At 41.2% G+C, this 26686-nt stretch carries 26 protein-coding genes and 1 riboswitch; of the genes, 4 read left to right on the top strand and 22 right to left on the bottom strand.

The window, feature by feature from the left end:
• Positions 1–125: 125 nt before the first annotated feature.
• The 11 genes from ACSLGF_RS06110 to ACSLGF_RS06060 form a co-directional block, all read right to left on the bottom strand.
• Complete coding sequence (locus ACSLGF_RS06110) at positions 126–1544, bottom strand: glycoside hydrolase family 1 protein (protein WP_456003415.1); 1419 nt, start codon at positions 1542–1544, stop codon at positions 126–128.
• Positions 1516–3423, bottom strand: a complete 1908-nt coding sequence (locus ACSLGF_RS06105) for a beta-glucoside-specific PTS transporter subunit IIABC (protein ID WP_456003413.1) — start codon at positions 3421–3423, stop codon at positions 1516–1518. Before ACSLGF_RS06105 ends, ACSLGF_RS06110 begins: the two co-directional genes overlap by 29 nt.
• Positions 3424–3749: 326 nt before the next feature.
• Positions 3750–4583 (bottom strand): BglG family transcription antiterminator LicT, encoded by an 834-nt coding sequence (licT, locus tag ACSLGF_RS06100; RefSeq protein ID WP_456003410.1) that lies wholly within the window; start codon positions 4581–4583, stop codon positions 3750–3752.
• Positions 4584–4807: 224 nt separating this feature from the next.
• On the bottom strand, positions 4808–5620 hold the full coding sequence (locus ACSLGF_RS06095; RefSeq protein ID WP_456003408.1) for a YwqG family protein: 813 nt from the start codon (positions 5618–5620) through the stop codon (positions 4808–4810).
• A gap of 172 nt (positions 5621–5792) precedes the next feature.
• Complete coding sequence (locus ACSLGF_RS06090) at positions 5793–6632, bottom strand: methyl-accepting chemotaxis protein (protein WP_456003405.1); 840 nt, start codon at positions 6630–6632, stop codon at positions 5793–5795.
• 149 nt (positions 6633–6781) lie between these two features.
• Positions 6782–7516, bottom strand: a complete 735-nt coding sequence (locus tag ACSLGF_RS06085; RefSeq protein ID WP_456003403.1) for an energy-coupling factor transporter transmembrane component T family protein — start codon at positions 7514–7516, stop codon at positions 6782–6784.
• Positions 7506–9104, bottom strand: a complete 1599-nt coding sequence (locus ACSLGF_RS06080) for an ABC transporter ATP-binding protein (RefSeq protein ID WP_456003401.1) — start codon at positions 9102–9104, stop codon at positions 7506–7508. Before ACSLGF_RS06080 ends, ACSLGF_RS06085 begins: the two co-directional genes overlap by 11 nt.
• On the bottom strand, positions 9079–9678 hold the full coding sequence (locus ACSLGF_RS06075; protein WP_456003399.1) for an ECF transporter S component: 600 nt from the start codon (positions 9676–9678) through the stop codon (positions 9079–9081). The genes ACSLGF_RS06080 and ACSLGF_RS06075 overlap by 26 nt, the downstream gene beginning before the upstream one ends.
• Positions 9675–10361 (bottom strand): thiaminase II, encoded by a 687-nt coding sequence (gene tenA, locus ACSLGF_RS06070; protein WP_456003397.1) that lies wholly within the window; start codon positions 10359–10361, stop codon positions 9675–9677. The genes ACSLGF_RS06075 and tenA overlap by 4 nt, the downstream gene beginning before the upstream one ends.
• Before the next feature lie 87 nt (positions 10362–10448).
• Positions 10449–10552: riboswitch (TPP riboswitch) on the bottom strand.
• 56 nt (positions 10553–10608) lie between these two features.
• A complete protein-coding gene (locus ACSLGF_RS06065) occupies positions 10609–11736 on the bottom strand; it encodes a hypothetical protein (protein ID WP_456003394.1) in 1128 nt (375 codons plus the stop codon).
• A gap of 140 nt (positions 11737–11876) precedes the next feature.
• Positions 11877–12533 carry a type 1 glutamine amidotransferase domain-containing protein gene (locus tag ACSLGF_RS06060; protein ID WP_456003392.1) on the bottom strand — a complete coding sequence of 219 codons (657 nt, stop codon included), beginning with the start codon at positions 12531–12533 and terminating at the stop codon, positions 11877–11879.
• A 254-nt stretch (positions 12534–12787) separates the two neighbouring features.
• Between ACSLGF_RS06060 and ACSLGF_RS06055 the strand changes: the two genes are divergently transcribed.
• On the top strand, positions 12788–12952 hold the full coding sequence (locus ACSLGF_RS06055; RefSeq protein ID WP_003214630.1) for a hypothetical protein: 165 nt from the start codon (positions 12788–12790) through the stop codon (positions 12950–12952).
• Between the two features lie 168 nt (positions 12953–13120).
• Here the strand turns inward: ACSLGF_RS06055 and ACSLGF_RS06050 are convergent, their stop codons facing one another.
• From ACSLGF_RS06050 to ACSLGF_RS06025, 6 genes are all read right to left on the bottom strand, one after another.
• Complete coding sequence (locus tag ACSLGF_RS06050) at positions 13121–13492, bottom strand: DUF1304 domain-containing protein (RefSeq protein WP_456003390.1); 372 nt, start codon at positions 13490–13492, stop codon at positions 13121–13123.
• Positions 13493–13497: 5 nt separating this feature from the next.
• Entirely contained in the window at positions 13498–13752 is a 255-nt protein-coding gene (locus tag ACSLGF_RS06045; RefSeq protein ID WP_012011773.1) for an ORF6C domain-containing protein, read from the bottom strand.
• 206 nt (positions 13753–13958) lie between these two features.
• Positions 13959–16340 (bottom strand): immune inhibitor A domain-containing protein, encoded by a 2382-nt coding sequence (locus ACSLGF_RS06040; RefSeq protein ID WP_456003388.1) that lies wholly within the window; start codon positions 16338–16340, stop codon positions 13959–13961.
• Between the two features lie 188 nt (positions 16341–16528).
• A complete protein-coding gene (locus ACSLGF_RS06035) occupies positions 16529–16822 on the bottom strand; it encodes a putative quinol monooxygenase (RefSeq protein ID WP_456003386.1) in 294 nt (97 codons plus the stop codon).
• 25 nt (positions 16823–16847) lie between these two features.
• The gene (locus ACSLGF_RS06030) at positions 16848–17486 is read right to left on the bottom strand and encodes a nitroreductase family protein (protein ID WP_456003384.1); all 639 of its coding nucleotides are present in this window, start codon (positions 17484–17486) and stop codon (positions 16848–16850) included.
• A 13-nt stretch (positions 17487–17499) separates the two neighbouring features.
• Entirely contained in the window at positions 17500–17943 is a 444-nt protein-coding gene (locus tag ACSLGF_RS06025) for a MarR family winged helix-turn-helix transcriptional regulator (RefSeq protein ID WP_456003759.1), read from the bottom strand.
• 229 nt (positions 17944–18172) lie between these two features.
• On the opposite strand from ACSLGF_RS06025, the gene ACSLGF_RS06020 reads away from it, so the two are divergent.
• Positions 18173–18574, top strand: coding sequence for a hypothetical protein (locus ACSLGF_RS06020; RefSeq protein WP_456003381.1), 402 nt, complete (start codon positions 18173–18175; stop codon positions 18572–18574).
• 27 nt (positions 18575–18601) lie between these two features.
• Positions 18602–19159: a VanZ family protein gene (locus ACSLGF_RS06015; protein WP_456003378.1), complete on the top strand. Its 558-nt coding sequence runs from the start codon at positions 18602–18604 to the stop codon at positions 19157–19159.
• 50 nt (positions 19160–19209) lie between these two features.
• Here the strand turns inward: ACSLGF_RS06015 and ACSLGF_RS06010 are convergent, their stop codons facing one another.
• From ACSLGF_RS06010 to ACSLGF_RS05990, 5 genes are all read right to left on the bottom strand, one after another.
• Entirely contained in the window at positions 19210–20511 is a 1302-nt protein-coding gene (locus ACSLGF_RS06010; protein WP_456003376.1) for a pyrimidine-nucleoside phosphorylase, read from the bottom strand.
• 24 nt (positions 20512–20535) lie between these two features.
• A complete protein-coding gene (locus ACSLGF_RS06005) occupies positions 20536–21717 on the bottom strand; it encodes a NupC/NupG family nucleoside CNT transporter (RefSeq protein WP_456003373.1) in 1182 nt (393 codons plus the stop codon).
• Between the two features lie 167 nt (positions 21718–21884).
• Positions 21885–22556 carry a deoxyribose-phosphate aldolase gene (deoC, locus tag ACSLGF_RS06000; protein WP_456003370.1) on the bottom strand — a complete coding sequence of 224 codons (672 nt, stop codon included), beginning with the start codon at positions 22554–22556 and terminating at the stop codon, positions 21885–21887.
• A gap of 84 nt (positions 22557–22640) precedes the next feature.
• Entirely contained in the window at positions 22641–23585 is a 945-nt protein-coding gene (locus ACSLGF_RS05995; RefSeq protein ID WP_456003368.1) for a sugar-binding transcriptional regulator, read from the bottom strand.
• Positions 23586–23646: 61 nt separating this feature from the next.
• A complete protein-coding gene (locus ACSLGF_RS05990) occupies positions 23647–24519 on the bottom strand; it encodes an aldose 1-epimerase family protein (RefSeq protein WP_456003365.1) in 873 nt (290 codons plus the stop codon).
• 245 nt (positions 24520–24764) lie between these two features.
• On the opposite strand from ACSLGF_RS05990, the gene ACSLGF_RS05985 reads away from it, so the two are divergent.
• Positions 24765–26588: an acyltransferase family protein gene (locus tag ACSLGF_RS05985; RefSeq protein WP_456003363.1), complete on the top strand. Its 1824-nt coding sequence runs from the start codon at positions 24765–24767 to the stop codon at positions 26586–26588.
• The last annotated feature ends 98 nt before the right edge of the window (positions 26589–26686 follow it).

Genomic DNA, 26686 nt, shown 5'->3' with positions numbered 1-26686 from the left:
ATCACCATCATGCCCCTAAAGAAGACCCAAAGAATGATAATGCCTGATTCAAATTGTTTTCGTATTATTTTCACCGTTTCAAGACACCATATGTTCTTAAAGAAACGAAACAATATTTTCTCTGTTTAGTAATCCAAATGCTCACCATTCGTAGCAATCACTTGTTTATACCAATCAAAGCTTTTCTTTTTCTTTCTATCTAATGTACCGTTTCCTTCATTATCACGGTCTACATAAATGAAGCCGTAGCGTTTTTTCATTTCAGCCGTTGATGCGCTGACAAGGTCAATTGGGCCCCAGCTTGTATAACCGATCAGGTCTACTCCGTCTGCGATCGCTTCTCTTGCCTCTAGCAAGTGGCTTCTGAGGTAATCAATTCGGTAATCGTCTTGAATTGATCCATCTTCTTCTACTTGATCAACAGCGCCCAATCCATTTTCTACGATAAACAATGGTTTTTGGTAGCGGTCATACAGCTGATTAAGCGTCGTACGAAGTCCTTTCGGATCAATTTGCCAGCCCCAATCACTTGCTTCCAGGTATGGGTTTTTCACGCCTGCAAATAGATTCCCACCTTCAGCCTGATCAAGGATGGCAGGATCTGTACTTGCTACAAAGCTCATATAGTAACTGAACCCGATATAGTCAACAGTATGGTTTCTTAAAATGTCTTCGTCCCCATCTTGGAACTCAATGTTGATGTCATTTTCAAGGAAGTAACGTTTCATGTAACCTGGGTAATAGCCTCTTGCCTGTACATCTGAGAAGAACAATGTTTTACGGTCTTGATCAATCGCAGCAAACATATCTTCTGGTCTTGAGCTGTACGGATATGTGGTCATAGCTGCAATCATACAGCCAATTTTCGCATCTGGAATGATTTCGTGTCCTGCTTTGACAGCTAAAGCACTTGCAACAAATTGGTGATGCGCTGCTTGATATTGAATGCTTTTCTCGTCTTCTCCCTCTTCAAATACAAGTCCGCCACCAGTGAAAGGCGCATGCAACACGACGTTGATTTCATTAAAGGTCATCCAATATTTCACCTTGTCTTTATAGCGAGTGAACAAAGTTTTAGCGTATGTTTCATAAAGATCGACAAGCTTACGGTTTCTCCATCCGCCGTAATTTTTCACAAGTGCGAGCGGCATTTCATAGTGAGAGATGGTGACAACTGGCTCAATTCCGTGCTTATGCAGTTCATCAAATACTTTTTCATAAAAAGCGAGGCCTGCTTCATTCGGTTCCGCATCGTCGCCATTTGGGAAAATACGCGGCCAAGAAATGGATAGTCTGAAGCACTTGAACCCCATTTCTGCAAAGAGTGCAATATCTTCTTTATAGCGATGGTAGAAGTCGATTGCATCATGATATAAGTTAAGGTCTTTCATTGATTCATCGAATGGGTGCATAATGCCATGTGGTGATACGTCAGCTGTAGATAAGCCTTTTCCACCTTTGTTATACGCACCTTCAATTTGGTTGGCAGCAACAGCGCCGCCCCATAAGAAACCTTTAGGAAATGTTTTTTCTAACTTGTTCATGTTGAATGACCTCCTCATTTTCTTTGACACTGACTGTGAGCAATGTTTCTTTCTCCATAATCGTTCCATCTGTTTTCGCATCAACACGAGCAAAATCGTTTGTGTTGGTAACGATAATCGGTGTGGTGACATCATAGCCTTCTTGCTGAATGCCCTCGATATCAAATTCAACGAGCACATCTCCTGCTTGAACAAGATCACCTGACTGCACATGACTTGTGAAATGCTTTCCGCCAAGCTGCACCGTATCAATTCCAACATGGATAAGAAGCTCTGTGCCTTGATCACTCCTTAATCCAATCGCATGTTTTGTTTGGAAAATGGTTTCAACCTTGCCGTTGAACGGTGCTACAACACGTCCAACAGTTGGAACAATAGCTGCACCTTTCCCCATAATTTCATTAGAGAATGTTGCATCATTCACTTGATTTAGCGGCTTTAGTTGACCTTCAAGCGGGCTTTGTACCACTCCATTTTGAAGCGCTGCCGTCTCTTTCTTTTCTTCTGGTTTGTCTGCTTTTGTATCATCTTTCACTGGTACATCTTTGAATCCTAGTACAAGTGTCATGATCGTTGCCACGGCAAAAGCGATAATTAAGCCAATGATTGAGTAGACAAATGTTTGTCCAATAAATGACGGGATACCTGGAAGACCTGCTGATCCAGAAATGACATATGCTTTTACTTTAAAGATCGACATGAACATACCGCCTACTGCTGCACCAATTAAAGCAGCAATGAAAGGCTTTTTCAAACGCATGTTCACACCATACATAGCAGGTTCAGTAATTCCCATTAATGCTGTGATACTTGTTGACATTGCCAATGATTTGAATATTTTGTTTCTTGATCTTAAGAAGACACCGAATGCTGCGCCTGCTTGTGCCATATTAGCTACAAACATCATTGGCAGAATGTAATCGAAACCGTTTAATGTAATGTTGTTGATCATAATTGGTAAGGTCGCATAGTGCATTCCGGTAATGATCAGTGGTGACATCAAACCACCGATTAAGATGCCAGCTAAAATACCTGCATGTTTAAACAATAAATCAATTCCGCCTGAAAGACCACTCCCGATAATCGCACCAAGTGGTCCTACAGCAATAAGCATAATTGGTACAACGACGAGAATTGTAAAAGTTGGCACTAGGATAATTTTTAATGATTTCGGACTATATTTCTCTGCAAATCTTTCAACATATGAGCCGAGCCAGATCGTGAGTAGAATTGGAATGACCGATGAAGAGTACACAACAGCAACCACTGGTAAGCCGAGAAAATCTGTATTTCCTGCACCAAGTAAAGCAGTTAGCTGAGGGTGCAATGATGCTGCTGCAATGGTTGCTGCGATATACTGATTCGTTCCAATTTTTTTAGCTACGCTTACAGCCAGCAGAATCGGTAAGAAGTAAAAGGCTCCGTCGCCGATGGCTGTTAAAATCGCATACGTGCTGCTCTTATCCGATATCCACTGGAACGTAAGCATTAATGCTACTATTCCTTTGATCATACCGGCTCCAGCAATGGCTGGAAGAATCGGCGTGAAGACACCAGAGATAAAATCGAAAAGCTTTGATAACACATTTTGTTTTGATGCTTCTTCTGTAATGCTGGACTTTACATCTGTTGACAGGCCTGAGTCAGCAATCATCGCTTGATAGACATTTGAAACATCATTGCCGATAATGACATGATATTGACCTCCGCTTTGATTCACACCCATGACGCCGTCTGTTGATTGCAGCTTCTCTTTATCCGCCTTGCCTTCATCGTATAAGTTGAAGCGAAGTCTTGTCATACAATGCGTGACGTGCTTAACATTCTTTTCACCGCCGACAAGCTCTAGAACTTCTTTTGCTGTTTGTTTGTGGTTCATTGTATTACCCTCCAATCGTTGATTAAATCATGATATAGAAAAAACCTAAACATCCATTAATGCCCGAAAAATAGCGATTCAGACATTAATCGATATTTAGGTTTTGCCTGCTTAACCAGTAACAATCCTTCATAGCGATTGATCATTATTGAATTTTATAAGTCTTTAGATATAAAAAAACCTAAATCACGCCTTATCAGAGATAGGGACAATGATTTAGGTTTTGCCTGCTTGACCAGTAACAATCCTAAAAGATTGTGGATTATTTAGTTTATAGTTATAAATTATCATGTTAATTTTGTGATGTCAACGCTTTCTTTTTGAATTTATTTTCTTTTTACCACTCTGTCGATATGCAAAGTTAAGTATAACATCTCATCTTCTATGAGACTTCGGTTGTATTCTTTTTGAACATACTCATTAATTTTTTCGGCGCATTGGAAAGCTGCTGTGTTTTTTTCTTTTACCACTTCATACAGAAATTCATTTTGATTTTCCATTTGTGTTTCGTTAAACAGACGCTGCCCAAAAAACTTTAAATGCGTGACAAAACGGAAATAATTTAATGATTCCTCGTCCAAATCAATTTGAAAGTGATACTTTACGATATTCAAAATATCTTGAATGAGCTTCGTGATTTGAATAACATTTGGCATTTCCTCATTGAGCTCTGCATTGACAATATGCATGGCAATAAAGCCTGCTTCATCCTCAGGAAGATGAATGTTGAGCTTGTCCTGTATGATACGAATCGCTTCTATACCACACATGAACTCCTCTTTGTACAACCGCTTGATTTCCCAGAGCAAAGCATTTTTGATGTCCATTCCTTTTTGGTGACGTTCGATGGCAAAGGTGATATGATCCGTCAACGTCACATAGATGCTGTCATTTAAATTTTTGTTAAGGGTCGTTCTCGCATGATCAATAATCGCCTCACACACTTGCATATACTCGATTGGAATATCATAAAGCAGGGTTTTGAATTTTTCTGATATATCTTTATTTTGAATGGAAAATACTTTTTCGATACGTTCTTCGTCAATCGGGTCTCCGCTTTTCTTTTGAAACGCGATCCCTCTGCCCATAATGACCAGCTCATGCTGCTCGTCATCATACGCACTGACTACATTATTATTGATTACTTTCGAAATGATCAATTGATCCCCCCCAGTACATTCCGCTTTTTCGAGCATTTCATTGTTGATTGATATGTCATTTTATTATTATTTTCAAAAAAGAGGACTTTAAGATGATTTTACATTTTTTTTTGATACGGTCAACTAGAAAGAATGACATATTACCTCTCAAAAATGACGAAATAGGGGTAAAAAAGGCTAAAACCATATACAAAAACACTTTATGAAGAGTGTTTTTTACAAAATTAGGAGCAATCCCAATTATAGACGATATTCTCGAAATTTTTCTGCTTGAGGTCTTCTGGTTTGATAAAAAAGTTGGCGATACCGCAATCTCCCCACATCAGGTCTACTTCATCATCTGAGTCTATCTGCAATAACAGAAGTGTATGATCTTGATCTACATATGTACGCGGGTCCTCTTGTGTAAACCCTGGATACCCGCCTAATTTGTGACCAAAGCCACTCGCTGTATCATAAAATTCATCTAGCAGGGCATCTGCTTCATCAGCATCAACATTCACATCTTCAAATAGGTCCCAGCTTTGTTTGCCTGTGACTTTTTCAAATCGAAAATCTCCTACGCTGATCGTTTCGCTTGATAATTCACCTGTAATCGCGCCTTCTTTCGTGACAGGAAAATAAAAATCATCTGGAATTTTCACAAAAGAAAAATCAGTGAATAACTCTTCTTCTGCTAAGAAAGGTTCCTCAATGAATTTGATCCGAAAATCTTTTTGCTCTGTTTTATGGTCAATATTCATCCCATAAAGATCATCATGCACAGAAATAAAGATTTGCAGAAGTCCTGTTTCTGGATAATCTTTCAGCTTCGGTAGCTGACCGAAATTCATTTGTGCCAAAAGCTTCATAGGTTGTCCTTCACCATCAAGTGGATATTCATCGTTTTTTGGGAAGTAAGGATCACCAGCTATTTTGCTGTCGTATGGTCCTGTTTTTCCTTGTTTCATCTTTAATTGAATCATTGGTTTTTCGGTTTGCTTTAACAACGGACGGTAGGGCGCGAGTATTTCTTGCAGCTTCGCTGATTGTCTCATGATGATCTTCCTCCTTATGAATAAGTCTAATGACCAAACTGGTATCTCTTTTTCTATCATACAGAAGTGTACCCTGCCTGTCAGCGATCAACCGGTCAATATCATAACAAATATCTCACCTTAAAACGTTAAAAAACCTCCGATACAACTGGAGGTTTTGGTCCGGAAGTTTTTATTTCACTTGATAGTTTACTAAGTCGTCTGCCAATGTTTTCATCGTTTCGTTTGTTTCGTGAAGTCCTTCAATAATTTTTGTAAAAGTGCCGACAAGCTCTGCTTGATGTTCAGAGGAAGCCACAATTTGTGAAATTTCTTCTTCCATTCCTTTAATAGAGCTCTGTACATCTTTTAGCGCTGTTTCGATATCAGTTGTCGCTTGCTTCGCGTGAGTTGATAGCTTTCTCACTTCTGTTGCGACCACTCCAAAGCCTGCCCCTGCTTCACCTACTCTTGCAGCCTCTATGGATGCGTTGAGTCCGAGTAAGTTCGTTTGATCAGAGATACCTTTGATGAGATTGGACACTTGATTGATTTTAGAGGAATTTTCGACAGTGGTTTTCGTATTTTGTAGAATTTGTTCACTTGTCGCTTGTAGTTCCTCTGAATGTGCGGCAACTTGCTGTACCATCGCGACTAGTTTTTCGGAAGCTCGGTTGCTCTCCGTCATGATGTGATCTAATCGTTGTTGATTGGTTTGGTCATATGCAACACAGAAGGCAGCGACAACTTGACCCGTCTCATCTGTAATCGGGACGGCTACGATATCCATAGGAATCCCGTATACTTCTTTCGGGATTTGGATAAACGATGGCTCTCTCCCATTTTTCAGCATCGCAAAGTTTTGAAATCCATCAGACACTGTATCACCAGCTTTAAATCCTAAATCAATGTTCCCATGTTGCTGATAATAAAGAACCTTCTCTTTCCCTAAAACAGAAAAGGTTAGTTGCTCTCTCATAGCTAGTCCAATGATTGGTAAAGCGTCTATTATGTTATCAATTCTCTGTGACATTCGCTCACATTCATCCTCTCTTTTTCTCAGTACACCTTCTTTATCGGTTCTTTATATGATCTATTACAGCCTGCAATGTGTACTAATATCAATCAAATGGCCTAAGACATATAAAACACCCACATTCTATCAAGAGAATGTGGGTGTTTTTAAAAAAAGAAAATGCATATGGAGACACTGACACCTATGAAAAAAAGATACAAATAGTCGATCCATGAGGTGCTGATGATATGATAATACGTCCGATCCTTCGTCCCCGTGAAGCCTCTCGCTTCCATTGCAATCGCCAAGCGTTCTGATTTTCGTACGCCCTGCGTGAAAAGGGGTAGTGCATACCGCATAAAGGCTTTCCAGCTGCTTTTTTGCTTATAGCCTCTGATTTTATGCGCAGCCTTCATTTGCTTTAATTCACTTTGAAACAACGGGATAAACCGGAAGCCGGCAAGCATTCCATACGCCCATTTTGGTGACATTCGGCATTGATGAATCAAGCTCATCATAAAGGCCGTCAAATCTGTTGTGGAGGTAAAAAGGAGACCAAATGTCACAAAGCCAAGCATTCTGAGAGATATGGTGAGTCCATTTCTTAAACTCTCCTCTGTGACATGAAACCACGCCCACTTCCAAACAGTATGATCCCCTTTGCCGAAGGCCGCCATCATCCAAAACACAAGCATAAAAAAGATCAAATAAGGGACAAATCTTGTGATAAGATACTTGATATTCCAACCGCCTAGTACAAGCCCGATGCCCAGAGCAAACAGCCAGATGATGAACGTTGTTTTAGGATCAGAAATCGCCATCAGACAGCACATTGCAAGAAGGTGAGCGAGTAATTTCATAACTGGATTTACAGTGGATAGAAAGGAGTGATTACTTTGCAATCGTGAGCACATCCTTTCTTTCAGCCACATAGCGATAATGCAAGGGCACTCTCAGCTGATAAGAATCAACGAGTTCCTGATTTGAAAATAAATCATAAGGCGTGCCATCATACACATGCTCTCCTTGGTGAAAAAGCAGCACCTGATCTGCGCACTCATCGACGAGCTCCATATCATGTGTGACCATCATAATGGTGGTGCCTTGGCGTTGGCGCTCTTTTAAACGTCTGATTAATTCCTTCGCCGTTTTTTCGTCCTGCCCGAAAGTCGGTTCATCTAATATTAATACATCCTGATCAAAAAGAAGCATTGTGGCGACACTTAATCTTCTTTTTTGCCCTAAACTTAAGGTGAAAGGATGTGCTTTCGCATGCTTCTCTAAGCCGAACTCTTCCAATAGCTGATACGTTTTTTCTTGTACAACTGATTCTGGCCAATTTCGCTGTCTTCCGCCAAATGCGATTTCATCAAACACCGTGTCTTGTATAAATTGCAGCTCTGGATTTTGAAAAACAAAGCCTGCTTTTTCATATAGTAATCGGTCAGACCACTTTTTGAGATGTTTTTCTTTTAAGAAAATGTGGCCTTTTTTGATTGGCTCTAAGCGGATTAAATGTTTGAGACATGTACTTTTTCCGCTTCCATTTTCCCCGATGATCGCCACCCAATCTCCTGCTTTTATATCCAACTGCAGGTCATTCATAATCCTTTTTTTCCCGTAGCTTAATTGAAGATCCTCTGTTCGAATGATTGTCTCTCGATCTGTTGATCGGACTTTCTCACGCCGCTCTTTGCTTGCCTCAAAGGTTTGCATAAGTGTTTGACTCAGTGGGTGAAATGGATCTTGAATAATAGTGGACCATTTCTCGGGAAATATTTTTGGACGCCAAATGCCTGCCTCTTTCATTTCTCCCTCATATGCTGTCATCACATCTTTCGGAGATCCATCTCCTAAAATGCGGCCTTGATCATCTAATAAAATAACCCGGTCCATCCATTCGATGACACCGTCTAGCACATGCTCCACAAAAATCATGGTTTGATCCTGATCAGCTGCAAGCTGCTGTAGCAGCTGAAATATCTCCATTCTGCCTGCTGGATCAAGCTGTGCAGTCGGTTCATCAAAGAACAGAACATCCGGCTCTAACGCTAGTAAACAAGCAAGCGCCAATCGCTGCTTCATGCCGCCTGATAATGTGTGAATATCTGTATTCGGATCGACATCCAGTTGTACTTTTTGCATGAGATGCTGAATGATGTCATCCATCTCTTCACGAGGTACGGAACGGTTCTCTAAGCTAAATGCAATTTCTTCATTGACTCGATGCATACAAAATTGGGAATCAGGGTCTTGAAACATGACGCCTGTATGTCTTTGTAACATCACTTCTCCCTGCACGTCTGCTTCCATATGTTCTGGAATGATTCCAGCAAGAACCGAAATGAGCGTGGATTTTCCGCTTCCGCTTGGCCCTAAAATGAGCACCTTTTCCCCTTTTTGAATAGAAAGAGATACTTCATGCAGAACGGGCTTCGACTGTTCATAAAAACGGACAGTGAGATTATTGCACGCGAGAAATGAATCCATGCTGTTCACCTTTGTTTCGCTTTTCTTTCATGATGGCATATTGATTCAGTACACCGGTCTTGGATAATGCATCCACTACAACTTTCGCTAAGCATCCCCCAAGTATCATACCGCTGATGATTTGAGTCACAAGTGTCATGAGTAAAACTTGAGGCGTGTAATAACCAATTCCATTGGCCATCAGGCTATATGCCATCGCTCCAACCGCTGCAAAGGCACCAGACAGCATAAGTGTCCACATGCGATATCGTTTATAACCAAAAAGAGCGAAGGCGATTTCTGCCCCAAGTCCTTGGCATACACCAATCAGCAGAGCTGAAAGACCGAAGTGGCTGCCTGTCAGTAATTCCACGGCGGCTGCGGCTGTTTCTGCAATGAGGGCAGCTCCCGGCTTTTGGATGATATAAGCGACAATTGGACTGGCAATCACCCAAATCCCAAACATGATATTGCCTCCTGCTGGACCCACAAGTGCTGTAATCGGTAAATAAAGAGTGGACCAACCTAAGTAGATCACACCGCACGCCACAGATAGAATCACAGCAAGGACGACTTCTTTCATCTTCCACGTCATGATGAATGCACCTCCAGTTGGACTGGCCACTCTTCCACAGTGAACGCCATTTCCCAGAATTTGTACTCAAGCTGACAGCTTAAGAAGAAGTGCTGCTTCATTTTTTCTTTTTCTTTCTCACTTGCTCCTTCCGCCCACTGATCAAGCCTTTTGCAAAGCTCAACTGTAACAGAGTCAGTTAACCCGCCATAAAACGTGATCCACTCATAAAATGGATGTGCCGGGTCAGGCTGCACGTCTGAAAGCATTCGTTTGCCTATTTCCCAATATGTCCAAGGGCAAGGAAGCAAAACAGCAATAATTTCTCCAAGTGTGCCTTCCTGTGCGACTTGCAGCATGTGATGAATATAGTGGTGAGCACTCGGCGCCAACGAAGCACCTTGGAGCTCATCATATGCTACACCTGCCACTCGGCAAAGGTTTTGATGAGGATGCGTCTCACTATCTAGTACAAAAGCCATCTGCTGATGGAAAAAGACAATGTCCTCTCTGTCTGTACACCTGCTGATCGCTGCCGCATAAATTTTAATAAATGCATGTAAGTATTCTGCATCTTGTTTGACGTAATGAATGATCTGTTCCTTTTCAAGCTTTCCTGCTGCCAGTCCTCTGACAAACGGATGCTGATAAATGGCTTCAAATAATGGTTCTGCTTCTTTCCTTAATTGCGTTGAAAATGTCATAAAAAAAGCCTCCTCTTCTTCAGTTGAATAAATGAAAAAGCCACCCCAAATGGAGCGGCCTTCTTATCAATTCAATCATGAATAAGACAAGGTCCAGCTCCACTTCCCTCCGCTAGTACGAACTAGATCAGGTTCAAAGGGTCCAAGATTTTCTCTTGTCTCAGTCATACATGACTCCCCTAGTGGACTTTTGTCATTTAATTATCTTTACTCTACACATGTGGCGATTTGATGTCAACCGCCTTTCTTAATTCAATGTTTTAATTGTTGGCAGCTTCTCGATCCCTGCAGCATAGTAGAAATTAAGGACACTGAAGAAATCAATCGGCTTTCCTGTTTTTAAATCAACGGCTAAAATATGATCGCCGTAATTTGTCAAATCATCAAGGTCTAGGCGTCTTGGTGTTGTCTTCCCGAGGGTATCAACAAAGGTATCATGATAATATTGCCCGCTTGCAAACGATGATTGATGGTACATAAACAATGTCTCCACATCTAAGTAGACGAGAATGGCCTCTGAGGAACTCGCATAAGGAGCTGAGTACGAAACTGGTGCCGAAATGCTTTTCACTTTCACACTTGAAATCGAATGGGTTCTCTGTTCATAATTTCCATCATATGAGAAATAAAACACACGCTTCCATTCATAATCTGCTGTCTTCGATTGCTTGTTATATACTTTTGTGCCATTTGCAAATACATCACCATTTGCATACTCAGCGACAAAGTATTGGAGGGTTGATGATAGGGATACAGCACCTGTGAAATTGGGTGGATTTTTTGCATTAACCTGTAACGTGTAGGAGTCTCCGAAGTCCCCACCGCTTGTGATACCAAATGCGTAATCACCAGCTGGTAAATTGGTTAACCCAAGCATACTGCCGGCCGGCTGAATGAGATCCGTCGGGTAGGCTTGTCCTGTTTCATAATCTACAACAAATAATTGGACGAAATAATCAGGATTTGAAGAGGTAATCCGGCTGATGAGTGCCTGAGGTGAAGACGTGCTTAAAAACCATAAATCAACTGGGTCTTCCTCATTTAATACAGCCGATTGATTGATTGCTAGTCCATCAATAGAGCGAACGGCAGACGTGCGCAGCTTTCCATCTGCAGCGGCTTTTCGTTTAATACTCATTCCGTTTTTCTTATCTACTTTAAATGTTTTTTTCACTTGCTTCTGTTGAATAGCGGTTCCTTCATCCTGCTTCAAAAACGACTCTTGCACTTGCTGAATGGCTTTTTCCGTCAGTGGCGACACTTTCCCATCTGATTTTGGCGCTTCTTCTGCTTTTAACGCTGGTGAAAATAAACCTGTTGTCACAAGTAAAACAGACAGTAAAGCTGCGGTGATCTTTACGTAAAATACTCTCACAGGAACATCCCCTTTTCCCTTATTTGGGTTTTTTACCCTGTTATCATTTTACCATTATTCCAGTAATTGTTTTGGTTTTTTTTAGGACATTTTTATAACAAAAAACCAGCCGTATGCGTTACGACTGGTTTTTGGTCATTTTATGCAATGGTTTTGACAAATAGTCGTGCTGTTTCTGCACTTGATCCTGGGTTTTGTCCAGTAATGATTTGTCCATCAACAACAGCGAATGGCGCAAAAGCTTCTCCTTTTTCAAACGCTGCCCCTTGCTCACGAAGCTTTGTTTCCAATAAAAATGGAACCTTTGATGTCAGCTGAACGGCATCCTCTTCCTCGTTCGTGAACCCTGTTATTTTTTTGCCCTCGATCAATGATTTTCCATCTCGATCCTTCACATCAACAAAGGCTGAAACGCCGTGGCAAACGGCTCCGACTGCACCATTTTTTTCTGAAATCGCTAAGATCGCATCGGCTACCAGTTGATTGGACGCAAAGTCGATCATTGGGCCATGTCCTCCTGCAAAAAAGATCCCATCATAATCAGCTGGGTTCTCATCTGTTAGCGCCTTTGTGTCTTGAAGTAATTCATACACATCCTGATATTGCGCTGGAACACCGTCAGGAATTGAGTTTTTATCTATCGGTACAGTTCCACCTTGAATGGAGACAATTTGTACGTCTAGTTCATTTTCTTTAAAGATGTGAAATGGCTCCGCCAATTCTTCTAACCATAAGCCTGTTGGGTGTCCGTTCATTTCCGGGCTGCTTGTCGATACTAATAAAACTTTCTTACTCAACTTGATCATCCTTTCGATTCATCATGTGGTTATTTTATATTTTGCAAAATTAAATATCAAGCAATTAGACTTGGATGCAACTCTTTATGTTATACCCGATTTTCTAAAAAATATGGCATCACTTCAAATCTAATGATTATGTCACATTCTATTGACAGGGAATTTCATGTAAAATTGCCATTGAGTGATATAATATGAGGAAAGATTGACAGACCTCTCGTGCTGGAGGGGACTTTTAAAGGAGTGGAAAAGAGATGAAAACCTATTCGATTGTGATGATCATCATCACGCTCTGTATCATATTGGCCGTCTTCTTGATGAACCTAACAGGGGTCATGTACGGAAAAATCATTTTGGCTGTTGCTGTAGCTCTTTGTCTGACATCCATTATTCGTTTGATGGGTCTTCGAAAAAGATAAAGCCGCCCTTATCAGAGCGGCTCAGATTGTTGACAAAGGGCGAAAATGAACTTTATTTTAGCCGAGCGAATTTGAGATTCGTGAGCACCGGCACGCAGGACTGACACCGAATGCGAGGGTTTGTCTACACGCTGAAAGTCACCCTTATCGGGGCGGCTTTATTTAAGATTAACTCGCCAGCATAAGCGCAATTAATGCGAGCAAGGCTGGTACTCCTTGTTTGATGATAATGGATTTATTGGATGTTACACCGCCAAATACCGCTGCGATGATCACACAAAAAATGAAAAATAGCTGAATCATATATCCAACGGTATTCGATCCGAGAATGAGCCCCCAAATGAGCCCTGCAGCTAGAAACCCGTTATAAAGTCCTTGATTGGCAAACATCACTTTCACATTTGGATCTTTTTGTAAGTGTTCAGGGAGCCGAAAAGATCTCTTAGCCATCTTTGATTCCATAAAAAACATTTCTAGTAACATGATAACAATGTGTTCTAACGCGACAATTCCTACTAAAATCATTGCTAAAATATTCAATTTAGTTAATTCCTTTCTGATAGACGATCACGAATCTCTATTTTGTCCGTGTATAAATCAAAGTCTTGTATTAATTCTAGCGCTTCAGTAAACCGACTTTGTGGAATGTCTTTCATTTTCCTTACACCGAATTCCTTTTTAATAAAAGCCATGATGGTATTGATATGAAGCTTACCGTGGCCATCATACTCCAAATGGCTGCAAAAAGTCTGCATCGTCCCTCGAATCACCTTTAATTGCTTGGCAGTGACACAACTCATTGGTAACGCTCATCCTTTCCTGTTTTTTAACAGCTAAAAAGAACCGTGAATGAAAGAAAAACCTTCCAGTCTCTATTATATAATGGTTTCATTCGGATATCAAAATAAAAAAGAACAAATATTCGATCAAAAAACGATCATGTGATAAAAATCCTTATCTCAACACATCAAAAAGCCGGATTCAATGGTAGAATCCGGCTTTCTGTTTAGTTATTTTTAGAAATTAATACCTTTCCAACAGAACGATCCTTACTTTGTCCAATGACTTTAAAGGATAGACCATATGTCGGCACATCGCGTCCTGCATCTGGGTTATTTGGATTCACATAATTCTTTTGATCACTAAATGTACGAGTCGGACGAATATAGCGATCTTCCAAGGTTAAGCCTGTTGTCGCTGTATAATCAATATTCAGCTTCGTACTTGGATTCAAAGAGAATGCTGCATCATGTACTTGGAAACCTGTCGCCGCGATGGAGCCGTCACTCCATTTCAATACTTGCTGATCCGCATCTACGACACCAAGGAAGCCGTTCCCTGGATGCTTTCCTACCCAGTTATCACTATACGATTGATCGACATACCACACGACCAAACCGTTATTATAGCTCATCAGACTTGCTCCACGTTTGATAGACTTTAAGCCTTTATCGACATCAGCATAAGAGCGCCACTCTAGTAAATAGTATTGCGCTGCATATTGTTTTCCATTAGACTGCGAGAATCCATTGAAGGTGAAAGTGGACGTTCCCTCGGCATCATCTGACCACACTTTCGTTCCATTTGCTGTTACGTTCAGATCATCTACCAACAAGCCTGGTAGCGAATAGCCTGCATCGGTTGTGTATCGGAATTGCAGATCGATTTTCTTCCCTGCATAAGCAGAAAGATCAAAGGCTGCATCTACCCAGCCGTCTGATTTTCCGTCGATCCCATTACCTTCGTTAGCACCTGCTTCATTTCGGTCATTCGTCATGTTACCAGCAATGGTTTTCCATTGATCGGTTCCAGTTTCACGAACTTCTACATACGCATAATCATAACCTTCTTCGATATCGTACCATGCTTTAAACGTAAGCTCTGCTTTGCTTCCCTTCGACAAATCAATACCTGTTGTCGTCATGGTTGCATTCAAATTGTCACCCGTCCCGCTGAAATACGCGTATTTCCCCTCGGCAGGCTTTGTGACCACAATCTCTTTATCTGGTAAATCTACGCGAACCGCATCATGGTTGGTTCCTTTTGTTGCTGCTTCATCGATTAATACTGTTTTGCTTTTCTTTAATGTTTTACCATCAATGGTTTGTCCTGAAAGCCAGTTGCCGCCATGCAGGTTTTGAAGCATTTCTTTTGCATATGGACTAAAGCCTGTTGGTTCCGTACCAGGTACTTTACCTGCCCAGCTCCCACTTGACATGATAGACCAGTAAGAAACGGGCTCTCCTTTACCTGTGTATTGTGTATCGTACTCATCAGGAAGACCAAGATCATGCCCGAATTCATGTGTGAAAACGCCTGCTGCACCATCTTCAGGCTCAATGGTGTAATCTAATGCTCCTAATTTTCCGCCTTGACCCGCTTCAGATTCAGTGTTCGGAATTTCAAATACATCACCAAGTGACCAGCGGTGCGACCAAATGGCGTCAGAGCCGAGCTGTCCGCCGCCTGCCTCTTCACCTACGCCAGCGTGAACGACCATGAGATGATCAATGATGCCGTCTGGCTCGTTATAAACGCCGTCTCCATCAACATCATAGCGGTCCCATTGATCATATTCACCGAGGTCAAAATTCGGATCTTTTGCTGCTGCTTCAAGGGCTTCTTTCACCAATTCACGCGGTCTGCCATCACTGCCTTCAGCGTCAGGGACATTCCCGCCGTAATAAGCTGCTTCATGCTTGGCTGTATACCAGCCAGCAACTGTTCCACTGACCGTGTAACTGCCGCCGGACTGCTTTTCATAATATTGCTTCATGGATACTTTTCGTTTTCCATCTGGACCGATGTAGCCATTTTTTCCGAAAAGCATATCTTGATAGTGCTGTTGATCGTACTTGTCATAGTACATATCAGTCTCTTCTTTTTTAATACTATTATGCTTATAATCTTTAAAATCTACTAATAAAACCAATACTTTATCATTGCGAACGTCGCCTTTATACTTTTCCTTTTTGACAGGTTTTACTTGGTTGCCTTCTTTTCCTTTATGCTTCTTTAACTTTTTCTTTTTGGCTAGTTTGTTATGTACTTCTTGTTTGTATTCTTTCAGGAATCCAGGCTCTTCTGTTAAGGTGCTTGCGCTTTGTTTCATCGCAGCTTCTTCTTTTTTCTTTAGATAGTTCTTTAATGCCTTTTGGGTTTCTGCCTCATTGGCATTGTTTTTGATTTTCCCTTGTTTTTTCAAGGCTTTGATGAGGCGGTCTTCATTCACGACACTTGCATCGAATGGAATACCTGAATAATGACCACCATCTGAGGATGTTGATTTTTCTGAGGTGTGGGCAGATAGAGGTGTGCTGAAAGCTGTCAATGTGCCTAAACTGAGGACAGCTGTTAGTGCTATGCTCGTCCATTTCCCTTTTTTCATATTGGTTCCTCCCTAATTTGGTAATAAATAATATCTAATTCTAGCATATTCCAATATACTTAAGTCGAAAAACATTTTATTTTCAGAAACTTTGTGGAAAATGCACAATACGGGAATGAAATGGGCGGAACCAGGTGTCGAAAATAAAAGAACCCTAGGCAATAAACGCCTAGGGTGATTGTTGTTTTCTATGAAAGCTGCTCGCCTTGAAAGGCAACAACATCAAGTGGAGCGGCTAAAAATTCTTTTGCCTTCGCTACGAAAGCTTGGAAATGTGCACTTGCATTATGGCTCTGAACCGCTGCTTCATCTTTCCACATTTCCACCATTAAAAAGGCATTTTCTTTTTCCGTATCCTTGAACAGTTTGTAGGATACATTGCCTTCTTCCGCTTGCGAAGCTTTCATTAATGCGTTAATTTCTTCTAGAAATTCGTTTTCTTTTTCTGGATGAATGGTCATCCCTGCATGAGTAATAATCATATAATCGTCTCCTTTTGAAATGATATTATTTCCACTCTGTAATACGATCAATCGGTAAGCGGTAAGATGCATAGCCTTCGTCAGCAGCTTTCCCAATTGATAGTAGCATAACTGGTACATAACGTTCTTTATCCCAGCCAAATGTTTCAGCGATGACTTCTTTATCATATCCACCAATTGGATTTGTATCATAGCCGTGTGCACGTGCTGCAAGCATAAGCTGCATAGACACAATTCCACCGTCAATTAAGATCGTTTCGCGATTGACTTGCTCTGGAAGAGCGTCAAAATGTGCAGTTAGTGCAGCAATTTGTCTTTCTTTCACTTCTTGCGGCATGAAGCCATTCTCTACCGCTTTTGAATAAATTTCTTCTAAGTATTCATTGTTTTTCATATCTGCAAATACTGCAATGACAGCTGCTGATGTTGACACTTGAGTTTGGTTGAATTTTGCAAGTGGTGCAAGCTTTTCTTTTCCTTCTGGGCTGTCAATGACCATGAAGCGCCAAGGCTGTGCATTCACTGATGATGGTGCTGTTGTTGCCTCTTCTAAAATCTCCGTCATTTCTTCTTTGCTGATTTTCACAGCTGGATCATAGTTACGAATCGAGCGGCGCCCTTTCATAATGTCCATAAAATCGTTTGTTTTTAATGTTGTAGCCATGTGTAACACTCCTTTAGGTTGTTTGAATCTTTTCGATGTTTTGTTGTATACGGATGAGCACATCAGTGAGACGCTTTCGTTCTTCATCACTTACGTTTTCAAGCATTTCTGAGATAAATCGTTCTTTTTCTTTTTTAGAAGCTTCGATTCTTGTTCTGCCTTCCTCTGTCAGACGGACAAGCGTGACTCGATTATCTTCCGGCTTTCTTCTACGCGTGACCATTCCTTTTGTTTCTAACTGTTTTAAGTGACGTGTCACAGCCGCACTATCAATATTTACTTTTTTCTGTAAATCTGATTGGCTGATTTCATCGGCTTGGAATAACAGTGATAGCAACTCCAGTCTTGATTGGCTGATGCCCGTGCATGCTTCGAACTTCACGCCCATCATACGGTTCACGCACTGCAAACGATATAATACCTCTGCTTCTTCAGAGCAAAATGCAGTCAATGCCATCCCCTCTTTTCTATTCAGATCAATTAGTTGATATATCAATCATTGACTCGTCAACTAATATACACCCATTGTTTCATGATTGCAAGAGGTTTGTTTCATAAGATAAATCAACTCTACCAAAATAAATAAAAAGTCTAGTATTTAAATCCACCAAAAAAAATATTGACTTTATTACTATAAAATGTAATTATTATAAAAGTAAGCTAAAATATAATAAAGGATGATAATTTTGAAAAAGAATTTTCTTAAGTTTTTAACAGTTATTATGATTTGTTTAATTATGATTATGCCAATAGTAACTCAAGCAGCAACAGCAACTAAAGATTTCAAATTTGATATGACCCACCAATTATATATTGGTAAATACAAGTCAACTAAAAATTCTGTAACTGGAAAGATAAACATGACAAGTTGGGGTGGTGATACCTATTTTACCATTCATGTATATGAACAAAAGAACTGGTGGAGTAATGCTCAGTTAGTTACTCGTCTAGGATTTGAAAAATCCAGTAAAGGTTCCCCATATACAGATACCGACTATTCTGTAGAAAAAGGGCACACATATAGCTACGAAATATGGAAAAATTATAATTATAAGAGAATCAAAGGTAATGGTTCTCTGAGTTACTGATAATCTTAGATTCAGGGAGAGTCTCATATGTTAAATCCTTTTCTACCCTATTTCATTATATGTGGGATTAGTTTAGTGATCTTCGTATATAAATTTATGCGCGGTACTACAAGTAAAATCTTATTTCTATACTATATATTGTTTTCTTTATATATTGCTAGTCTTGTTTCACTAACTTTTTTTCCATTTCCTTATCAAAAGAAGTTAATAGAAATCATGATAGAAGACAATTTAGGTACTATTCATAATTTTATACCTTTTAAAACAATAATTGTCACACTTGAATTAGGCCTGACATCATTTATAAAACAAATCATTGGAAACGTTATTCTATTCATACCACTTGGATTTATTCTGCCTATTCTTTCTTCATTTTACCAATTACGAAAGGTTATTTATATAGGTTTCCTAGTGAGCCTGAGCATTGAATTGATACAATTTGGTTTAGATTTGATTGTAGGCTACAATTATAGAAGTTTTGATGTTGATGACATCATAACAAATACTTTAGGTACTTTAATTGGAGTCATAATTTATAAGTATTCAAAGAATTTATTAGATAAGTACAACTTAACACTACGTTAATATTTTTAGCAAAAAAGGACAAAAGCAATGGATCACTTTTGTCCTTTTTTCTATTCTGTAATAACTGTATGAATTAAAGTTGGTGCATCGGCATGATCAGCAATGCGGATGTTGTCGTAAATTTTCTCCATCACATTCGCAACATCTTCACGATTCGCATGCAGCGTCACGAGAGACTCGCCTTTTTCTACACGATCGCCCACTTTTTTGTTCAGCATAATGCCGACAGATAAATCGATATCATCTTCTTTTGTTGCACGTCCTGCTCCAAGAATCATCGCTGCAACACCGATTTCGTCTGCGACGATTTCAGCGACAACACCTGCTTCTTTAGCAGGTACTTCGATTTGGTAAGGTGCTTGCGGCAGTTTTTCAGGCTGATCCACAATCGAGCTGTCTCCACCTTGGTTTTCTAAGAATTCCTTGAATTTCTCTAGTGCTTTTCCGTTTTTCATCACTTCAATCAGCTTTTCTCTCGCTTCATCAAGTGTGTTCGCTTTTTTCGCAAGAACGACCATTTGACTTCCTAGTGTGAGTACAAGCTCATTTAAGTCTTCAGGACCTTCACCACGCAGTGTGTCGATAGCTTCCTTCACTTCTAAGGCATTTCCAATCGCTAAGCCTAGCGGCTGAGACATGTCAGAAATTACAGCCATCGTTTGTCTGCCAACGTTGTTTCCGATACGAACCATTGCTTTTGCCAGCTTCTCAGAGTCTTCAGGTGTTTTCATGAAGGCACCTGCACCCGTTTTCACGTCTAGTACGATGGCATCTGCACCAGCAGCAATTTTCTTACTCATAATCGAGCTTGCAATGAGCGGGATGGAGTTAACGGTCCCTGTCACATCACGAAGAGCATACAGCTTTTTATCAGCTGGCGTGAGGTTGCCTGATTGCCCAATGACTGCTACTTTATGACGGTTCACCAGCTCGATGAACTCGTCTTTTGTAATTTCTACGTGGAAGCCTTTCACAGCTTCAAGCTTGTCCACTGTTCCACCTGTATGCCCAAGGCCGCGCCCAGACATTTTCGCAACAGGTACATCAAGTGCTGCAACAAGAGGAGCGAGTACAAGAGTTGTTGTATCGCCTACGCCGCCTGTTGAGTGCTTATCTACTTTAATGCCGTCAATGGCAGACAGGTCAATCGTATCCCCTGAGTTCGCCATAGCGAGTGTTAAGTCTGCACGTTCTTGATCCGTCATATCTTGGAAGAAAATCGCCATAGCCAAGGCACTTGCTTGGTAGTCAGGAATTGTTCCGTCCGTATATCCTTTGACAAAGAAAGAAATTTCCTCTGAAGATAATTCTTTTCCGTCACGTTTTTTCGCAATGATATCTACCATTCTCATTGTTCTCACCATTCCTTTTTTAAATTAGTAAATCAAACCGACAACGCCTGCAGTTAAGAAGCTGACGAGTGTTGCACCGAATAACAGTTTTAATCCAAAGCGTGCGACAACGTTTCCTTGTTTTTCGTTTAAGCCTTTGACTGCTCCAGCAATGATACCGATAGAGGAGAAGTTCGCAAATGACACAAGGAATACAGAGATGATGGCTTCTGTACGTGCAGTAAATTGGAAAGCATCACCTGAAAGGATTTGCATCGCCACAAATTCGTTGGACACCATTTTGGTTGCCATAATACTTCCTGCCTGTACCGCCTCGCTCCAAGGTACACCGACAAGGAAAGCAAATGGAGCAAAAACATATCCAAGTACATCTTGGAAAGAAACGCCAATGACCGCTGTGAAGATTCCATTAATCATCGCAATTAACGCAACGAATCCAATCAGCATCGCAGCTACAACAATGGCTACTTTGAAACCATCCATAATATATTCGCCAAGCATTTCAAAGAAGGATTGTTTTTCTTCTTCTACAACTTCGAGCATGTCTTCGTCCTTAGACACTTCATATGGATTGATGATAGACGCGATAATAAATCCACCAAATAGGTTCAGCACAAGTGCTGTCACAACGTACTCTGGTTTAATCATTTGCATGTACGCACCGACAATGGACATCGATACAGTCGACATCGCAGATGCACACAATGTATAAAGACGCTGCTGTGGTAATAATCCGAGCTGTTTCTTAATGGAAATAAAGACTTCTGATTGACCTAAAATTGCAGATGCTACTGCGTTGTAGGATTCTAGTTTCCCCATTCCATTTACTTTACTAAGCAAATACCCAATTCCGCGTACGATAAGCGGGAGAATACGCCAATGCTGCAGGATACCGATCAAGGCAGAAATAAAGACAATCGGCAGCAAGACGTTAATGAAGAAAGTTGACGCATTATCATTCATTAACCCGCCAAATACGAAGTTGATTCCTTCACCGGCATAGCCTAGAAGCATTTGGAATCCTTTTGCAAATCCTCCGACTAGGAAATTTCCAACACCTGTATTGAGCAGAATATAACCTAAAATAAATTGCAGTACAATCATGACAATGACTGGACGGAATTTCACTCGTTTTTTCCCATTACTAGCCAGCCATGCAATGGCGAGAATCACCAGCAAACCGATGATACCAATCACGTATTTCATGTTTTTCCTCCTCGAATGAATTCGTTTACATTAATGCGCTTGTATGGAACAAACCCTATTTCGCAAACAAAGTGCGGAAGAAATTCCCATAAATGAGATCCTTCCGCATATGACTTTTTCATTATTTAATGCGTCATGAATGTTATCCTACCATAGGACCGTATGAATTAATAGTCTTTCGAAGGAGCTGATTGATCCCCTTTAATAATGGAAACGCCTGCACTGGCACCAATGCGGGTAGCACCTGCAGCTGTCATAGCCTCAACATCTTCTTTTGTTCTCACGCCGCCTGATGCTTTCACACCGATGTCAGGTCCTACTGTTTTACGCATCAATGCGATGTCCTCAGCGGTTGCACCGCCTGTACTAAATCCAGTCGATGTTTTCACAAAATCAGCGCCAGCTTTCACAGAAAGCTCACAAGCTCGTACTTTCTCTTCATCTGTGAGTAAACACGCTTCAATGATGACTTTCACAAGTGCCTTACCTTTCGCTGCGTCTACAACCGCACGGATATCTTGTTCAACCACATCATATGCGCCGTCTTTCAGTGCCGCAATATTGATGACCATGTCCACTTCTGTTGCTCCGTTTTCAATCGCATCCATTGTTTCGAATGCTTTGACCGCCGTTGTACTTGCGCCTAACGGGAAACCGATGACTGTACATACATCAACGCCTGTTCCTGCTAGTTCTTTCGCTGCAAGTGACACCCATGTTGGATTGACACAAACGGATGCAAATTGATGAGTTTTTGCTTCTTCAAGTAACTGCAAAATCGCAGCTTTAGTTGTATCTGGTTTTAGTGCTGTATGATCAATGAGCTTTGCTATCGTCATGCTTCACACTTCCTTTTAATTATGATACTTTCATCATAAATGACTATTGAACAATTGTAAACATAGTTATGAAATTTTGTTCATCTATTTTGTGACATTTAAAAGAGCTCTTGCTGTGTGCTGATCAATGATCAATACGTTCGCATATTTTCCTCTAAGTGCCCCGTGGATAGAGGCAACCTTTCGATGGCCGCCAGCGGCAAGAATGGAGCGTTCTTTCTTTCTTAAGTCATCAAGCTCCACACCGATTGTGCGATTGTTAATCGCTTCACTGCAAATGCGCCCTTCTTGATCATAAAAGCGCGAACAGATATCTCCGACACTGGATGACTTGAGCAGCGCTTTTTCTTCTTCACGGAAATAACCAAGCCTAAACAAAAGCGCCTCATCCCTTACCGTCCCAACAGTAAACACAGCGATATTCGCCTGTTTGCCCATTTCAATGATCCGCTGAATATGTCTGTCCTGTTCGACCATCTCTTTAACGGCTGCACTATCAAACACAACAGGAAGCGGCAAATAGCGTGGTGCTGTTTGAAAGGCCTCCGCAAACAGCTGGATGGTTTCCGCAGAATATGTATTGACATGTGAGTGGCTGATTCCGCCCTTCAGCTGGACAACCTCTACACCTTTTACCTGTTTAGGTTGCATGTTTTGTGCAATTTGATACATCGTGGTTCCCCAGCTCACCCCGACGATATCACCGTCTTTCACCGTGTCTTGCAAGTAATCTGCACCAAATTGGCTCAGGTAATCGGTGATGGTCGGATAGTCGTCCTTTGGCGAAAACACTACATGAGCTTCGAGCAGATCGTATTTTTCCTTGAGCAATGAAGACAGCTCGTTTAAATCCTCAAACGGGTCCATCACCGTGATTTGGACGTACCCTTTTTCCTTCGCATATTGAAGCAACCGAGACACAGTCGGTCTAGACAGATCAAGCTGTTTGGCGATTTCCTGCTGGCTGTAATCAGATAAATAATAGAGCCTTGCCGCTTCAATACTTAGTTGCTGTTTCTCCCGATCCATTCGTACGCCTCCTTTTTTTCTTCTATCATAACAAATTGTTCACCTGATCATGCACAAATGTTCATTTGAAGAAAATCGTATAGGCGGCACGGAAGGTCTCATTCTTCTCTAAAGTTTGAATACCGAATTTCTCCTTGTACTGCCCATTCGTCCCTTCCATATCGGCGATGCCATACCAAGGCTCAATACAAACAAAAGGAGCCATCGTTCTCTTTTCTTGATCATAAGGAGACCAAATGCCAACGAACGGAAAACCACTGAGGTCGACCTCAACCCCATGACCCTCTTGAGAAGTCAATGACACTCGATTGATATGACTAAAGATCATCGCATCATGCTGGAAAAGCTCTGCCTGGAGCTTAATCGGCTCAAGCTGAACACCTTTCTTCTCTCTTACAAGTGAATCCTGAAGTTCATATTGGACTGGATCATGTTCGGTGGAAGGTGTCAATGTCAGTGAATAGTCTGCTGTTTGCTCCCCTTCAACAAGCGGGACATGAAATGCTGGGTGCCCACCAATAGAGAAATACATCGTGTCATCTCCGTCATGATCAATTTCCCAGGAAATCGTCAGCCCATTTTCCGACAGTTCATAACGAATGCAAGCTGTAAATTCATAAGGATATTGCTCAACGTGGCGGCCATTTGATTGATATTGAAAAGCCACTTTATCTTTCGCTTCTTCAAATAGATCAAAATCGACATCACGAAGAAATCCATGCTGCGAGAGCTCATACGTTTGATCGCCTATCTTGTATTGATCATCCTTTAATCGTCCAACAATCGGAAATAAGACGGGTGAGACCCTGCCCCAATAAGCCGGATCACCAGACCACATATAGTGACGCCCACTTTCCTTGTGAAGCACCTCTCTGACTTCGGCACCCCTCTTATTGATCTGAATCAATAACTGATCATTTTCAATTGTTCTCATTCAACACATCCCCTTTCCTTCTTCTTTTATTATGACAGGGATTTTGGTTTTGAGTATAAAAATAAGACAATCGCTCCCAACCCATCCATTTCTTCTTCATATAAAAAAATTTTTTAAAAAAGACAGAAATTCGCCAACAAAATGTGATGCTGATTCGTCTAATCTTATATAAAATAAAAGAATCGTTGTTCTTTTGGAGTAACAACAAATAAGAAGCGTTCGACATTGATGGGGGATTCATTTTCATGAACAGCAAGGAAAACCGTTTACGTTACATATTAGGATTAGATGGGCTGAGGGCTGTTGCCGTATTGGCGGTCATTGCTTATCACTTACATATCGGACCCGCAAGCGGCGGGTTTCTTGGCGTTGATTTGTTTTTTGTGATTTCTGGTTACTTGATTACGACGATCTTGCTGCATAAGCAGGATTTGGGCTATCAAGAGCTTTTGCCATTTTGGATGGGCCGGATCAGAAGGCTTCTTCCAGCTGCCTACGTCATGATTTTTTTAACTGTCAGCTGGTGCGCCATTGCTGGTTCAAACGCATTATTGTCCATTCGTGGCGATGCCTTATCGTCCTTTTTTTATGTGAGTAACTGGTGGTACATTTTTCATCAGCTTTCTTACTTTGACAGCTTCAATGCTGTATCTCCACTGAAAAATTTGTGGTCTTTGGCAATAGAAGAGCAATTTTATATTATTTGGCCGGTGCTGTTGATTGCTGGACTGAAATGGATGAAAAATAGAGCCCACCTCTCCATGATCACCTTTGGCCTTGCACTCGTCTCCGCCTTATGGATGGCGATTCTCTATTCGCCAGATACTGACCCAAGCAGGGTTTATTATGGAACAGACACTCGTGCATTTGCGCTCCTGATTGGGTGCAGTCTCGCATTTGTATGGCCGATGCAAAGACTGTCCAGCAGAAAATTACTTCCTGTTGGCAGACGTATTTTACATATCGCTGGATTTGGTTCATTTGCGATTTTCCTTCTATGTGTTTATGCAGTGGACGAATTTGACAGCTTTCTCTACCAGGGCGGTATGTTTTTATTCTGTCTTAATGCAGCCATCTTAATTGCATGCATATGCCACCCTGCAAGTCTCGTGGGGAAATGGCTGTCCTTTAAACCCCTCGTCTGGCTTGGGAAGCGGTCTTATGGTATTTACCTGTGGCATTATCCCATCATTGTGCTGACCACACCGGTTATTGAAATTGGACAGCCTTCCATGGGGCGTGTCACATTGCAGCTCATGGCAATTCTACTGATTGCAGAGGCTTCCTATCGCTGGATCGAACAGCCCATTCGACAGCTTGGATTCAGACAATATTTTGCCTCTTGGTCTATTTGGAAAAAAGGAATCAAACAATGGTCTATGTCCAATAAAGTGTTCCTTGGGATTACCGCAGCTCTCTTGATTTTGTTTACAATTGGCATGTCTAGCTCGTCTCATACATCCCCACATGCCAAGGAAGTGACACAAATTAAGACGGCACCAAAAAAAGCAGGAGACCCTTCGGAATCAAAAGCGAAGAAAAAGAAAGAAAAACACGGGAAAAAAGCAGCAGATCACAAACAATTTCATCAAGTTCTCGCCATTGGTGATTCCGTCATGTTAGATATTGCTCCTAATCTCGAAAAGGTATATGAACAAATCACCATTGATGCGAAGGTTGGCAGACAAATGAACGAAGCCAGCAGTATCGCCCCTCAATATGCTTCATTTAATCATGCTGATGCCGCCGTTATTATTGAGCTTGGCACAAATGGTTATTTTACTGAGGGCACTTTGACATCATTCATTCAGCATTTTTCAAAAGCACACATTTTTCTTGTGAACACGAGAGTTCCAAGGTCTTGGGAAAATGATGTAAATGCAGTGATTCAGCGAGTGGCCGATCAACATCGCAATGTGACCTTGGTCGATTGGCATTCGGCCGCTACAGGACAGCCAGCCTATTTTCAGCCAGATGGTGTCCATCTTTCAACAAAAGGATCTGACACATTGACACAGCTCATTACAGCAAGCATCAAGAAAAAAGGAGATGTGTCGTCATCATCATAAAAAGACTAGCATGGCGCTAGTCTCAGCGTGTAGACAAACCCTCGCATTCGGTGTCAGTCCTGTGTGCCGGTGCTCACGAATGTCAAATTCGCTCCGCT

The organism is Bacillus sp. A015 (assembly GCF_053851875.1).
This window is presented reverse-complemented; position numbering and strand designations above follow the sequence as displayed.